General features: G+C 60.0%; 11 protein-coding genes and 4 pseudogenes. 5 read left to right on the top strand and 10 right to left on the bottom strand.

Translation table 11 applies throughout. The features are described from left to right. The 4 genes and pseudogenes from X744_RS1000000173610 to X744_RS1000000171930 form a co-directional block, all read left to right on the top strand. Positions 1–115: pseudogene (locus X744_RS1000000173610) on the top strand (transposase); the annotation flags it as partial. A gap of 5 nt (positions 116–120) precedes the next feature. Next, positions 121–273: pseudogene (locus X744_RS1000000175090) on the top strand (RES domain-containing protein); the annotation flags it as partial. Between the two features lie 195 nt (positions 274–468). Continuing rightward, positions 469–962 (top strand): annotated as a pseudogene (locus X744_RS1000000171935) (hydantoinase/oxoprolinase family protein); the annotation flags it as partial. A gap of 213 nt (positions 963–1,175) precedes the next feature. Next, positions 1,176–1,700, top strand: coding sequence for an EF-hand domain-containing protein (locus X744_RS1000000171930; protein WP_031260128.1), 525 nt, complete (start codon positions 1,176–1,178; stop codon positions 1,698–1,700). A gap of 345 nt (positions 1,701–2,045) precedes the next feature. Here the strand turns inward: X744_RS1000000171930 and X744_RS1000000171920 are convergent, their stop codons facing one another. The 10 genes from X744_RS1000000171920 to X744_RS158660 all read right to left on the bottom strand — a co-directional run bounded on the left by X744_RS1000000171920 (position 2,046) and on the right by X744_RS158660 (position 14,180). Continuing rightward, positions 2,046–3,044: a sugar-binding transcriptional regulator gene (locus X744_RS1000000171920; RefSeq protein WP_198032218.1), complete on the bottom strand. Its 999-nt coding sequence runs from the start codon at positions 3,042–3,044 to the stop codon at positions 2,046–2,048. Between the two features lie 86 nt (positions 3,045–3,130). Continuing rightward, positions 3,131–4,186, bottom strand: coding sequence for a hypothetical protein (locus X744_RS158620; RefSeq protein ID WP_023758891.1), 1,056 nt, complete (start codon positions 4,184–4,186; stop codon positions 3,131–3,133). Further along, a complete protein-coding gene (gene ugpC / locus X744_RS158625) occupies positions 4,187–5,269 on the bottom strand; it encodes a sn-glycerol-3-phosphate ABC transporter ATP-binding protein UgpC (protein ID WP_023758890.1) in 1,083 nt (360 codons plus the stop codon). 76 nt (positions 5,270–5,345) lie between these two features. Continuing rightward, positions 5,346–6,671 (bottom strand): iron-containing alcohol dehydrogenase, encoded by a 1,326-nt coding sequence (locus tag X744_RS158630; RefSeq protein WP_245266572.1) that lies wholly within the window; start codon positions 6,669–6,671, stop codon positions 5,346–5,348. After that, entirely contained in the window at positions 6,664–8,310 is a 1,647-nt protein-coding gene (locus tag X744_RS158635) for an FGGY-family carbohydrate kinase (protein WP_023758888.1), read from the bottom strand. The genes X744_RS158630 and X744_RS158635 overlap by 8 nt, the downstream gene beginning before the upstream one ends. A 24-nt stretch (positions 8,311–8,334) precedes the next feature. Next, on the bottom strand, positions 8,335–9,864 hold the full coding sequence (locus X744_RS158640) for a sugar ABC transporter substrate-binding protein (protein WP_023758887.1): 1,530 nt from the start codon (positions 9,862–9,864) through the stop codon (positions 8,335–8,337). 44 nt (positions 9,865–9,908) lie between these two features. Next, a complete protein-coding gene (locus tag X744_RS158645) occupies positions 9,909–10,808 on the bottom strand; it encodes a carbohydrate ABC transporter permease (RefSeq protein WP_023758886.1) in 900 nt (299 codons plus the stop codon). Next, positions 10,808–11,719 (bottom strand): sugar ABC transporter permease, encoded by a 912-nt coding sequence (locus tag X744_RS158650; protein ID WP_245266570.1) that lies wholly within the window; start codon positions 11,717–11,719, stop codon positions 10,808–10,810. The genes X744_RS158645 and X744_RS158650 overlap by 1 nt, the downstream gene beginning before the upstream one ends. A 363-nt stretch (positions 11,720–12,082) precedes the next feature. Beyond that, entirely contained in the window at positions 12,083–13,129 is a 1,047-nt protein-coding gene (locus X744_RS158655) for an NAD(P)-dependent alcohol dehydrogenase (RefSeq protein WP_031260122.1), read from the bottom strand. Positions 13,130–13,322: 193 nt separating this feature from the next. Continuing rightward, positions 13,323–14,180, bottom strand: a complete 858-nt coding sequence (locus X744_RS158660) for an NmrA family NAD(P)-binding protein (protein ID WP_245266568.1) — start codon at positions 14,178–14,180, stop codon at positions 13,323–13,325. Positions 14,181–14,483: 303 nt separating this feature from the next. Here X744_RS158660 and glnQ point away from each other — a divergent pair. Next, positions 14,484–14,615 (top strand): annotated as a pseudogene (gene glnQ, locus X744_RS1000000175085) (glutamine ABC transporter ATP-binding protein GlnQ); the annotation flags it as partial. Between the last annotated feature and the right edge of the window lie 102 nt (positions 14,616–14,717).

Below are 14,717 nucleotides of genomic sequence, written 5' to 3'. Positions count from 1 at the left end.
GGGCCTGATCGCCAGCCAGGCAGTGCTGGTGGCGATCGGCGTGGATTGGGAGGACCGGCGCCCGGTTTTGGGCGTTGAGCTGGCCAACCGGGAGAGCCATTCGAGTTGGCGCGAGCACGACGGCAGGGTCGCGCGAATGCTATGCCAAGTGCGGTCTCTTCACATAGCTGGAACATCATCTTCGTGGCGAGCGAGGCGGCAGCTTCCTACACGCTTAAGTTCCAGGAAGCTTTTGCCCTCGACACAAGGCTGCATCCCCCGGCCAGCAAATAACATCGGGGTGGGCGCGATCTCCACTGGCCTTCGCCGGACAAGTTGGTGAAGCTCGGTACTGCCATTCTCGGCATGTCGTGTTTCAGCCGCGAACGCCATTGAGGCCGGCCGCCAAAATCCTTTGCGCCTTTCTTTTAGGGTATGAACGGCTCCCGATCACGCCCCGTGGCACTGACGACATGGCGGGGACATCATCGCGAGCGTACCGGGCTCCGAGTGACCTGTTCACACGAACTGTCGTCGAAACTCGGCGGCCCTCATCGGGCGCTAACCACGCTTCCTCAACGCCCGGCTGATCTCGATGATCGATCGCCTTGTCGACGCTTTCTGGCAAGACGCGGGATCGTCGCTCCGCTCATGGTCGTGCGCGGCGACGGCGCGCTTATTACCGCTGAATTCGCTCGCTCCAGGCCGATCGAGACCATCCTGTCAGGACCCAGCGGCAAGCGTGGTGGAGCGCGGTACATGATAGCCTAGATGAGGCAGTGGTGTCCGACATCGGCGGCACCACCACCGACATCGCCGTTCTCGACGGCGGCCGCCTGCGGCTCGATCCGGAAGGCGCCACCGTCGGCGGAATGCGAACCATGGTGGAAGCCGTCGCCATGCCCACCTTTGGCCTCGGTGGAGATTCGGAAGTCTCGCTCCATGAGCGGTCGCTGACTTCGACGATCGTCCTCGGGCCCCAGGCGAACGGGCCATGAACAGTGTCATCTACCTTATCGGCCTCGTCATTGTCGTGCTCGCGGTCCTCTCGTTTCAGTTCATCAGGTGAATTCGGCGACATTGGCCCCATCACCGAACCAGGTCTTCCGAACGTTTGCGAGGAACCAGAAAGCGATCAGCTTGTTTGGGCTGAGATGCCAACATGTTGGGTTACAGATCACTCAAAGGAGAACACGATGTCAGGCACGATCAAAGCGACGGCAGTCGCCGCGGCGCTGGCTATATGCGCCTTGCCAGCATTGGCCCAGTCGAGCGGGACGCCCGTGCCCGCAATCAAAGCACAGGATCATAGCCCCGGAGGATCACCTGAAGGCACAGGACCGAGCCAAGATTCGATGAGGGAAATGATGCGTCAGATGATGGACAAGATGATGCAAGAAAAGATGCACGAGGATCGGCGTTCGCAAGCAGAACGGGAAGGTGGCGACGGTGGGGGCGGAGAGCCCAGAATGGGCGGGCGTGAACGAGGGCGGATGGCCGAAAATCACGGGCGCATGGGAGCCAGGATGATGCATGGCGCAAGGATGCGAATGATGTTTGCCATCATAGATGCCGACGGCGATGGTTCGGTCTCACAGAGCGAAATGCAGGATTTCGTGGATCGCATATTCAATGCAGTGGACGAGAATGGCGACGGCCAAGTCGACATGGAGGAAATCCAGTCCTTCTTTCATGGCCCCGGCAATTGGGGTGCTGATTAGCCTTGAACACCCAGTTTGCGCCTAGAGTATTGGTCGGCCTGTCCTCTCGGCGGATGATCACCTTCAGTCCACGTCCGGCACTTCGCCATTAGTGAAAAAGTACGGACGGCGGTCCATAGTCGCCCAGCGCCGGATCAGCGTCACGACTCCATGCTATGATGCCGGCTTGACGGCGTACCATGCCGTCGACCTCGATATGCAAATTCGAATATGACCCAGATTCCAGGATCCCGTCGGTGTGGTTTATAGCAAGCGGCAGGCATTACGCGCGCAAAGCTGCTAAACGAATAGTCGAAATCTGGACGACCAAGACAAGTCCGCGCCCCTAAAATCAGTCAGTCCTCTCTAGGACTTTTCTGAAAGGATCGATTCAGCAGTCTTTTCGTCGGTGATCAGGACATCGACGACGCCAAGACGCAATACAGCGCGCAGCACCGGAACTTTTTCGAGTCCACCGGAAGGCAAGATCACCGTATCGATGTCACGCAAGTTTTGAGGTGCGAGGCCGATAACGCGCCGGTTGAGCGGGTGATCGACGAGTTGTCCGTCCGCATCGATCCAGTGGCCGCAGATATCGCCAACGGCGCCTGCGTGTTGGAGGGACGTGAGGTCATCCTCGCCCACCAGCCCGATGCGAAAAATCGTGGCGTCCTTGTGAACCGCGCCAACTGAAACAAAAGCGGCCTCGACAGCACGGGCATGTGTAAAGGCATCTTCCAGAATGGACTGGCGCATGAGCAGATCGCGCGTGGCCTCGGTATCCGTGAACACCGGGGCTGCGATGTAGAAACATTCGGCATCGAACAGCGCCGCAAGCCGAGAAGCCATATCATAAATGTTGATGGCCGACCCCCGCGTCAGGCCGCCGAGCAAAGAAACGATCGACATTCCTTTCACCGGGCGCACTGTCACAGACCGGAGGCTGAGCTGGAGCGTCCTCCCCCAACCCACGCCGACGGATATTCCGTCCCGGATTCTAGCCGACAGGGCTTCGCCCGCCGCGGCTGCAATGACCTGCGGTATCAAAGCGGGATCGGGAGGCGTTGGGACCACGATTGGATCAGAGACGCCATAGACGACCCGCAGCCGGTGCTCTAGATCTATGCAGCTGGCTACCTTGGAATTAATCCGAATCTGGACTATCCCCCGCTCGCGGGCAAGCGCCAGCATCCGATTGACGCGAAGGCGGGTTAGACCGAGAGACTTGGCGATTTGCGCCTGTGTGAGGTCACCCACATAGGCAAGCCAGGCGGCCCGGACAAGGAGCCCTTCCTCGCGATCGACGCTGACGGAATTCGCTAGGATCTGGCGGCCGTCGCGTTTCTTTCTTGGTGGTTTCTCCATCAAAAGTCCTCCTCTACACGGGGCGCTACGATAGCCGAGTGGCTCGGCGGACCGTGCCATCGACGTGAAGCGCTTTGTGTATTCGCCTATCCACGATGAAAACTGTCGAAGGACAATACCAGCGGAGCGTCATGGCAAATTGCTTCGACTATGGCGGCCGTCAGCGGCAGGCGATCGCGAGGAAGTTTGCCCCGGCTCATCATTCTCTCCAATGTCGGGCCAAGATCCAGCGCCAGTTGCGCCCCCTCGACCGTGTCCGAACTCATATGGTCGCGCTTTGCCACGGAATAACGCAAGCCGCAGCCGAGCAAGCGTCCCATTCGACCGTTGCGGCCTGCCTGGCAGGTCACGTAAAGATCGCCGGAACCGGCCAATCCCCGCACGGTTGCGATTTTTCCGCCCAGGGCTTCGACAAGGATCGCCATTTCTTGGAGGGACTGCGAAAAAAGTGACGAGGCAAGATTGTGCATGAGTGCGCCGTTCGGCGCCTTGTTGTCGCGCTCAAGAAGCCCGACTGGAGCCCCAACTGCGAGCGTATAGAAATTCTTGAAAGCGGCGCAGATTTCAACCCCGGCGAGATCGGACGACGCCCGCGCATGATAGAAGGGGGCTCGCAGGAGGCGAGATGCCGCGGCAATACTGTCGGCGTCGTGCCCTGCCACCATCACAGAGGTATCGCGCTGGGCCGCCAGTTCTCCGGCAATACACGGTCCGCCCACTGCCATCACCGGCATCGACAAAGCGGTGCGCCGTTGAATTTCGCGGGCAACCACGTGTGGCAGGATGTCGATGCCATCGTCTCGCGCGGCGAGCCCCTTTGTAACCATCAAAATCGGCACGGGCGACGTGACACTCTCGGCGATACGGTCGATCGCCCAGGGAACGCCAGCCGACGAGACACCGAGCACAAGTAGATCGGGTCGGTCGCTCATCGCGTCAACGAATCCAGTCCAGGGGTAGGCGACAACGGCGGCTGGCAGAGTGACGTTGAGACGCGGATGGTGCCCTGTGCTGGCCACCGATGCAACGATCTCTTCATCAAGATGGGTCCCGACGAGGCTGATGCTGTTACCCGCGTGAGCGGCCGGAAGCGTCATGGCCGAGCCCATGACGCCGGCACCGAGGATGACGATCCGCGCCATTCAGTTTCTTCCCTTGTCCAGCCGTTCGCCGCTGCCTTGGTCAAACAGATGAATTCGGTCTGGCGCGGGCTCCAGATGGATTGTCGCCCCGGGAGAGAGCTCCATCCGGCTATGCAGTACCGAGCAGACCACGATGTTGCCCACGCTGGCGAAGATATGGATTTCAGGACCAGTCGGCTCGACAACAGTGACGGTCGCCCGGATGCCGCTCCCATCCGTCACAGGTCGAAGATGCTCGGGGCGGACGCCATAGACTACCTTTTGGCCCGGGCGGACCGCGGCCTTTGGTGGTAGCGGCAGGGCGAGGTCACCGATCCGCACCACCCCTGCGTCCCCTTCATCGGCCACCTCACCATGAAACATATTCATTGCAGGCGAGCCGATGAACGAGGCGACAAAGAGATTTTCCGGGCGATCATAGACGTCGAGCGGGCGCCCGATCTGTTCGATGTAGCCGTCTCGCATGATTACGATGACGTCGGCCATGGTCATCGCCTCGATCTGATCGTGCGTGACGTATACTGTCGTGGTCTTCAGCCGCTGGTGGAGCTCCTTGATTTCGGTCCGCATCTGCACGCGCAGTTTGGCATCGAGATTGGACAGCGGTTCGTCGAACAGGAACACGGTTGGATCGCGCACGATTGCGCGGCCCATGGCAACACGCTGCCGCTGACCGCCGGAAAGCTGGCGAGGATACCGTTCCAGGTAGGGAGTCAGATTGAGAACTGACGCGGCCCATCCTACCTTCTGTTTGATCTCTTCCTTAGGTCGTTTCTTCAACTGCATGGAAAAGGCCATATTGTCGAAAACCGTCATGTGCGCATAAAGCGCGTAATTCTGGAACACCATCGCGATGTTGCGATCCTTGGGATGAAGGGTATTGACGACATGGTCGCCTATGGCGATGCGACCGGATGTGATGGGCTCAAGACCGGCAATCATGCGCAACAGGGTGGACTTGCCGCATCCGGAGGGGCCTAACAGGACGACGAACTGGCCATCTTCGATCGAAAGGTCGAGTCCATGGATCACCTCTACGGCGCCATAGTCCTTCTTTATGTTGTTGATGGTTACAGACGCCATAAATTGCTACCCTTCAATTCCCTTGCCGTTCGTTTCCATTCGCCATGCGAGCCACTGGGACGATGCAAATGCGGTCTCACCGTTCGCTCTGCAGAAATTCTTCCAGGAGATCTGCATCGGCCGCCAAATTGACAAAGGACCAGCGGCCTCGGATTTCTCGCGAACAGCGGATGGCGTCGTGCCAAAGCTCTCGTGGCAGGCCTAATTCGGCGCCGGTGACCGGGCCTCCAGCAGCCTTGAGCGCTGCTTCCATGCGGGCGACCGGCATAGCCATCGGCCGAAGCTCCCGGCGCAGAGCCGGCCAGATTTCCTCAAGCTTCCGGTTGAAAGCTTCTGTCTCTTTGTGGTCGAGTGCTGTCTTCCTCATTTCGGCTATACAAAGCGGTCCAAGTTGCGCACCGTAGCGTACCAGCATCGCCGCCTCATCGATGGGCGTCGGCTTTGCCCGAGGGGGCTCTTCCATGTCCAGCAGCATCGCTTGCAGCCGCGCCATGACCAGCGATGCCACGCCAACCTGCTGACCATGGGTGGTACCGGGATGATGCTCTCGCGCGAACATGTCGACCCAATGGGAGATTTGGTGCTCCCCCATGGAGCCGGGGTGCGAAACGCCCGCGAAGCAGACTCCCATCGAGCAAAGCGTCAACACGCGCTGGAGATGCCCGACGGCGGTGAGATCATGCGACGCCAGGCCAGACGCGTGGGCTAGCATCGGCTCCTCGTCGCCGGCCTGCAGCCGATAGGGCACGTCGGAGTAATAGGTCCCGAAAAGCCGATGCGAAGCCCACCAGTCGACCTGCGCGGTGGACCGGCAGAGGCTGTCGCCAAGGCCAGCAGCACTGAGCCAGCTTGGCGCTGCCGCCGACACACCTAGGTCCAGGAAGATGCCGCGCGGGGCGTGCGAGGGCAGCGAGATCTTGAGCCCTGAAGCCAACGTCACCGACGCAGTCGAGGCGCCGTAGCCATTCATCGACGCTGCGGTTCCGAAGACCGCATAGGTCCGGCCGTCGAGGAAGGTTGCGTGCTTGCAGCTGTCGTTGAGGACTCCAGACCCGACGGCAACGATGCCGTCGGCGTGACGCGTTTTCTCCCTGACCAACTCGATCGTCGTTTCTTCGCAGTCGAGGCCGTCGGGAAGCACGATTGCGTCAATATCGGCTACACTGCGCAGCGCCTTAGCGACGCGTCGCCCCATTACTTCGAAAGTGTTGACATCGGACACGACAGCAATCCGGCTGCCCAGCGCCAGAGGCGCGATGAGATCCGCCTCGCGGCCTTCAGTCGTCTCCAGCAATTCGATCGTCTGGAAGGGCAGGTCAGCGGCCGCGCCTGTCTCAGGATCCTTCCAGCGTCCTGCGACAACATCCTCGATCAGGGCGTTCCAGTTGATCGTCTCAGCCACCATCAGCCTCCGTGAAAGCCGCCAGTCGCTGGTTCCAGGCCGAAATCGTCGGCCAAAGATCGGCGTGAATCGCAAGAAGTTCGGCATACCGGCCGGCATGGACTGCATTGGGTTCGAAAGATTTGGCGGATTCGCTGGCCATTGCGAGGGAGGCTTCGGAGATGGTGGAAAACCAGCCCACCCCCTTTGCCGCTGCCATTGCCGCGCCGAGCGAGGAGGCTTCCACGGTCGTCGAACGCTTTACGCGACGGTCGAGTGCATCTGCCAGAATCTGCATCCACAGGTCGGACTTCGCTCCTCCGCCGATCGCTATAAAGTAGTCGATGTCCTGGTGGGCGGCGGCAGCGGCCCGCTGACTTGTAGCTGCCTGATGGAGCGCTATGCCTTCCAGCACTGCGCGATAGATGTCGCCGCGGCGGCTCGAGCCGGAAAGCCCGGCAATCACACCGCGAGCGCCGCTGTTCCAATGGGGATCCATGACGCCTTGCCAGTAGGGCAACAGCATTATGCCGCCAGCGCCGATCGGGCTGGCTGCGGCCTCGGCCTCAAGCGCCTCCAGCTCGCCGTTGCAGCCATGCAGATCGACGCCCAGCATTTCGCGCGCCATCCAGTCGACGAGGAAAGTGCCGGCGCGCAGACACGTCTCGTAGATGTAGCCATCCTCAGCGATGGCATTTTCGGTGCGGAAGGCCGGATCACAGACATACTCGGTGCCGAAGCTTCCCGAGACGACCGCTGTGCCAAGATTGATGTAAGCGCTTCCCTGCTGCAACACACCGGCGCCCGTTCCGGCGCATTGACCGTCGCCGCCGCCAGCCACGATCGGCGTCCCCTCCCGCAAGCCTGTCAGCGTGGCGGCTTCCTGAGTTACCTGGCCCACAACCGTCCCTGGCCGAGCCAAGTCCAGCATCATCCGCCGGGCGACGCCTGCCGCTTCCAGTATCTCGTTCGACCAGTCGATTGCGCGCATGTCAAGCACACCCATCGGGTCCGCTGAGGCAGTCGATGTTACCCATCGGCCGCTCAGGCGAAAAACGAGATAGCCATGAACTTCGGCCATTCGCTCCACCCGGGCAAAGATCTCGGGCTGCTCCTCGCGAAACCAGATCATGCGATAAAGGCAAGGAATGACGTCCAGCGGCTTGCCGGATATCGCGTGGACGCGCGCCGCGCCGAATGCCTCACCGAAGCGGCGTGCTTTCTTGCGAGCCCGCTCGTCCAGCCAGAGTGTCGCGGGCCGGAGCGCTTCGCCCTGTTCGTCGAAAAGGCCAAAGGTCTCGCGCTGGTTGGAAATGGCTAGGGCGGCAATGCGCCTTGGCGAAACTGTTGCAGTTACGGTGCGCAGCGCTGCAACCGCCGAAGCCCACCACTGGGCCGGGTCCTGCTCGAAATACCCCGAGCGCGGGTTGGACATTGCTATCGGCGCGCGACCCTCCCCCACGCTGCGTCCATTGCGGTCCCAGGCAATTGCCTTGGTTGCCGAGGTCGAGGAATCAATGCCGATGACGAGATCCGGAGCCATNCCATTGCGGTCCCAGGCAATTGCCTTGGTTGCCGAGGTCGAGGAATCAATGCCGATGACGAGATCCGGAGCCATTGCCGCCACATTGCCAAGGGCGAGGGCGGTCGAAACCGCCATCGCCGAAATAGCCCAATTACGCCATTAAAGCCCCGCGTCCTTGACCTTACCGTCGACAATGTGGGCGATGGCATCGAGGCATGCCTTGGCGTCCCCGCCATAGTCCTGACCAGTCAGCAGCTTGCCGAGTTCGACCGGGATGTCATTGTTCGACAGATCCGCCCAGATGGGCATGTCCGGCTCAGATCCCATCTGATTGTCGATTGTGTATTTGATCGCCTCGAAATGGCGTGTTGTTCCTGGTCCAACCACGGCCTTCGCCTTGACCCGAGGATCCGTGAAGGAGGAATTGCGCATCGGCGAGGCGCCGCCGCCAAGCGTCGAGACCCGCGCCATCACGTCCTTCGAGCAGACCCACTGCATAAACAACCAAGCCGCTTCCTTGTTCTTGGAATATTGCGACAGGGAAATCGTCGAGCCGCCCTGATGACCGACGGCCGGGATTTCGTTGAAGCCGCAATCCGCGGTGGCGCGGCGGCCGGGAACCTCCTTGGGCGCAGGCAAGGCCTCGAAGAGGCCTTTGACCTTGGAATCGTTGGCATCGAAACCGGGGAAATCCTCGCCCCAGGTGATTGCCATGGCGGCCTGCCCCTGTGTCAGGGCCTGCCCCTGTCCATCCCAGGTCCATGTCGTTGCCGACGGTGGCGAGTTCTTGACCAGTTCCTGGTAGAATTTCAGCCCGGCTATGCCGCGCTCATCGTTGCCGACGAACTTCTTATCCTTGTTGAAAATCGAACCGCCATGACCCCAAAGCGCGAAGGTCCAGTCGCATTCGAGCGAATAATGGCCGGACTTCGCCTGGCATGCGGTGCCAAAGATGCCATTGCCCTTTTCCGCCTCAGTCAGCGCCTGCACGGCCTTGAGATAGGCGTCGAGGTCTGTCGGCAAGGCGATATTATGCTTGTCGAAAAGGTCTTTGCGATACATCAGGATAAAGATCGGAATATCGAAGGGAATTCCGCACTGTTTGCCATTGTACATGGCGATACCGTCGACCAGCGGCTTGGAGAAATCGTCCCAGTCGAAATTGGGCATCGCCAGCGCTTTGTTCTGGTCGTAATACTCGCGCGGATCGATGACATCCTGTGCAAATGTCGCCATCCAGGACTGGTCAAGATAGTAGACATCATAGGTGCCCAGCTGGCCTTGCACGTCCTGCGTGGCCTTGGCGAGAACCTGCTCTAGCGGCACGATCTCGACCTCGACCTCAATGCCGGTTGCTTTCGTGAATTCACCCGCGACAAGTTGGTTAGCGACGATCGTGGGCGGCGTTGCTTCCGAGGTGTAGCGAATTTTCGTGCCGGCATATGGCTTACCGACATCGGCCAGCCACTTCAGCATGTCCGTGTCCTGGGCCCGGGCCTCCTCGACCCCGAAGCCCAGCATCCCTCGATTGGGGCGACCGCCACCCAGCATAGCCGATCCGAAGGCGGAAAAGCCAATGCCCGCCAGCGCCATCTTCCTCATGAAGTCGCGTTTGGTTATTCGACGCGCTGTAAAGTCGTTGCAGGTATCGGCGACGAATGTCTTCTTGTCGTGGTCTCTGAAGCTCATGATCGTTCCTCCGTTGCGTTTGTCGTCGTTCTTCTCGTCCGGCCTTACTCCTTGAGAGATCCAAGGGTCAGGCCGCGGACCAGATGCCGTTGAACCAGCAGGATAAAGATGAAGCTCGGTATGATCGCAGACGTGCCGAGTGCTGTGATGTAGCCCCATTCGGTGGCCGTCGAAGTCACAAACGTCGAGATCTTCACCGGGACAGTGCGGATGGACGTTGTCAGGAACAGCGACAGCAGGAACTCGGTCCATGAAAAGATGAAACATAGTACGGCGGTCGCGGCGACGCCGCCCTTCACCATAGGAAGGACTACGCGTCCGAACGTCTGCCAGCGCGTCGCACCGTCAATCAGTGCCGCCTCGTCAACCTCGCGTGGAACATCGTCGAAGAACGACTTCAAAAGCAAAACCGCCAGCGGCAGATTGATCAAGCTGTGGACGAGGATGAGCCCAGTATAAGTATCGCGCAGGCCGAGATCCCGGAACATGAAAACGATCGGTATGACGATCGCGATGGGCGGCATAAAGCGCTGCGAGAGGATCCAGAACAGGAACGACTGCTGCCCGCTGAACTGCATTCGCGACAGGCAATAGGCAGCCAGCGTCGCCAGGACCAGTGTCAGTGCCGTCGACCCGACCGCTATGATCGCGCTGGCGAGCAGCGACTGGCGGGAATCGTAAGAACTGGCGCCTCCCTTTATTACTCCGGCCGCCTCGCCCCCCTGTTCCATGCCGATATCAACTCGCGACACGCCGAGCAGCGTCACGCGGTAATTGTCCGGCGTCGGTTTGAAGCCGATGTAGACCGGTCCACTGCGGTCGAAGATCGCCGAATAGGGTTTGATGGAGGACAGCGCCCACCACGCGATCGGGAACATGAAGATCGCAACCACCAACACGGCGAGCAGGTCACGTGCGATCATCTGGGCGCGGGAGGGCTCCATCAGAACCTTACCTTGAAAAGCCTGACGAAGAGGTTCGACACTCCGATGAGGACGACGAGCACGATCAGCGACAAGGTCGCGGCGTAGGGAAAATCTCCCGTGAAATAGATCCGGCCTGCGTAGAACGAGAGCGTCTCGGTAGCCGTGCCCGGCCCGCCGGCACTGATGATGTAGACGTAGTCGTAGATTCGAAAAAGATCGACGCCGCGGATCAGCACCGCAACCGCAATCACCTTGCGCAGCATCGGCAGTGTAAGTCGCAAGAATGTCTGGATCCCACTGGCGCCATCGATCGCCGCGGCTTCGAAAGGCTCCTTCGGCAGCGCCCGCAGGCCCGCCAGTATGATGAGCACCATGAACGGCGTCCATTGCCATATGTCCGCCAGCAGGATCGCCAGCAATGCGGTTACCGGCTGGGTCAAGATCGGCTGTGCCGGCGAGATCAGGTTGAGGGCATAGAGATAGAACGACAGGACACCGAAAGAGCCGTCCTGCATCAGCAGGAACATCATTCCGGTAACCGCAGGCGGCACGACCAGCGGCAGTGTCATCAGCGCCCGCAGGATCCCGTACCCCTTGCGATCGGTATCAAGCAGGAGGGCGATGAGGATGCCGAGTGCAAGCTGAACCGCAAGCGCGATGAATGTATAGATCAGTGTCGTTTCCAACGCATCCCACATGCGCGTATCCGAAAATGCGCGTGCCCACTGGTGGAATCCGGCAAAATCAAGCTGCCGCGATACGACATTGCGTTTGTGAAAGGACAGCCAGACCGAATAGGCGAGAGGATAGATGCCGAAAACGAGAAGCATCACCGTGATCGGTGCCAGCCAGGGAAACGGATGCTCGGCCGTCATGAACCGGGGCAGGGCCCACCCGGACCTCTCTCGGGTGAAAGTCGCCGTGCTCACGCGCAAATCTCCGCTGGGTGACAGAGATGCATCGGCCTTCTCCCTACCGGCCAGATCGTGCCAACTTGAACTTTTGTAAGTTTGTTGTGCCTTTTGTTAAGGTAGCGTGTGGGACGGCCGTCGATTTGTCAAGACGGCTTTGAGCGGAGCCCGCGGGAGTTGATCCGCACGTTGACTATCAGGGGCAAATATGAACTGTTCTCCAAGCTAAGGGGATCAGGCAAGCTTGTCGGCGAATACCGACAAACCCCCAGGTGGTCACGCGGCCGCGCAGCCATGCAGGCCCGATGCCATCACCCGTCTCCGCCGCCAAAGCGTGACGACCGCGCGAGGAGTCAAGACTTGAGAGCAGCCAGGCTCACATTAATCTGGCAGGGTGATCTGAAGTTTCACGTCGGCCGGCCGGCCTTCGACCGCACGGTCGAAGGCCGCGATAGAGTCCTCGAAGGCAAAGGTCGCCGAAATGAGTGGCTTTAAGTCGACCCGTCCCGACGCCATAAGAGCAATCGCCCGCTCATACTGATGGGCATAGCGGAACACAGTCTCGATACGGACTTCCTTGGTCGAAGCGGTCGCGATGTCGAATGGGACCGGCGCCACCGGCAGGCCGACGACCACCACAGCGCCGCCGGGCCGCGGCAGGTCAAGAAGCGTCTCCCACGCCTTGGGCGAGCCGGAGCATTCGAACACGACGTCGGCGCCCCAGCCGTTGGTCAAGTGCTTGACCTCCCTCACCAGGTCCTCTTCTCGAAGATTGACCGGGATCACCCCCTGATAACCGGCGGCGATTTCGAGCTTGGGTTGCGCAAAATCGGCGATAATTGCCCGGGAACATCCCCCGGCAAGGGCAGCGATCGCGACCATAGTGCCAATTGGTCCGGCGCCAAGCACAACAGCTGTATCGCCTGGGCTGATTTTCGCTTTTGTCGCCGCCTGCATCCCCACGGCGAAAGGCTCCACCATCGCGCCTTCGCCGAAGCTGATACTGTCGGGTATCTTGAAGGTGTAGTTGGCAGGATGAACGACATGGGCCGTCAGCACCCCATGGACAGGAGGCGTTGCCCAGAACCTTACGGCAGGATCTATGTTATAGAGGCCAAGCCGGCTCGCCCGCGAATTCGGGTCGGGGATGCCCGGCTCCATGCAAACGCGGTCGCCGATCTCCAGGTGCTCGACGCCTTCGCCAATTTCGACAATCGTCCCGGCGGCTTCATGCCCCAGAACCATCGGTGCTTCGACGACAAACGGGCCAATGCGGCCGTGGGTATAGTAGTGGACGTCCGAGCCGCAAACCCCGACAGTGTGGATCTTGATCCGGACCTGGCCCTGGCCGACGGTCTGGGGCAGATCTATGTCACGCAGCTTAAGCTCGTGCTGGCGTTCAAGGACAAGGGCGCGAACTTTGGTCATTATCATCTCCTCCTTCAAAACTGGCTGCCGTGTTTCGAAACGCAAGCCCTAGCCAGCTGAAATTTTCATTTCACAGTGTATCGGACCCTTCTCGTCAGCGTCGATGTGGGGGAGCTTGGCCGAACTTTGGAGAAATTTGCCAGTCCAGGGCGCAGAGCGGCCTCGAGCGGCCTGGGACCTCTCGTTTTTATTTTCAGTTCTTTGGTTCGGCTAGAATGTGTCGGTCATCAGAGTGGTCCGCTAGCTCCTCGAGGTAGGCCCTGAGTGTACGTGGCTCGTTATCGAGGATCGCCCGCAGCGTCAGCGGGTTTCCGAGCAGATCATGTTGGTCGTAGTGCTCGAACATCCTTCTCTCGGCCTGCGGGACTTCGCTGAGGACATCAAGGTCGCGCCGCTCCTTGATCTCGCGCCCCAGCACTTCGCTCATGAGCGCGACAACGCGCTTGCGATCCCAATAACCGGGAGCACAGAGCTCGAATGTACCGTAAAGCAGTCGATCATCCGTCAATGCGATCGCTGCACTTTCGGCAACGTCGCGATAGTCGACGAGAGAGAAACGGGTGTCTGCCGACCACGGCTCAGCCAATAAACGCTCCTTCATTACCGTGGGCCAGAAGGCTGCGTAATTCTGATAAAACCGGGCTGGATGGAGCAATGTATATTCCATGCCCGAATTGAGGATGGCGTCTTCTACCGGCGCCTTGGCGGTGTGATTGCTGAGAGCCGACAGGACCGGATGGATCACGGCTGAGAACACGAAGCGGCGTACGCGAGCACGAACTGCAGCGTCAACCAAACGCATCCCTAGGTCGGCTTCGTCCGGCATGAAGGCGGGGGCGATATAGAATACAGAGTGCACGCCAGTAAGCGCCGCGTCGAGTTTCTCCTGGTCATGGAGATCGCCGATCGCGACCTCGGCTGCGCCGTGGCTTCGCGCGCGATCGGCATCCCCGGGCTTGTGGACGAAACCGCGTATTCTCGCGCCGCGCTTTGCGAGCGCCGGAACGACATAGCCGCCGAATCTGCCGGCTGCACCGATCGCAAGGATCATCATCTAACTCCCTCGCAGTCAGGTGGTAAGTAATTTGCTCGATCTGGTTTTCCTGAGCAAAGGTAACGGCCGCGATGCGAAGCAGTTCCAACCAAGGCCCACCTGACTGGCGCTACGCGAATTGAAGAGTGAATGGCCGAGGATCTCTACGCGCTATTCGAAGGTCCACGGTTTCAACGTGTGTCTGGTCAAACGAAGCTGCGGCGGGACGGCCAGATTGTCACAGACATCGCCGCAGCAATTTTCGATTTTCAAGAGCCGGATTTTGAGAACTGCTGACGACAGAGAAGGCAGCCAGAAAATCTGGGCTTTACGCGTGCTGTGGCCGACCGCGTGATCTTCACGGACGCCGGTCAGATTTTCGAGGAAGGCAGTCAACACAGCTTCTTCGGCAATCCCCAACATGCCCGGACCAAGCAGTTTCTGAGCCAGATACCAAACACAACTAGATCAAGCGCAGTGCGCCTCGCACTCGACCGCGGGCATGCCAAAAAGCCACCTAAGGTCCGGCCGCGCAATGTCGCCACACCGTTGACA

The sequence above is a fragment of the Mesorhizobium sp. LNHC252B00 genome, assembly GCF_000502955.1.
GTDB lineage: Bacteria > Pseudomonadota > Alphaproteobacteria > Rhizobiales > Rhizobiaceae > Mesorhizobium.
This window is presented reverse-complemented; position numbering and strand designations above follow the sequence as displayed.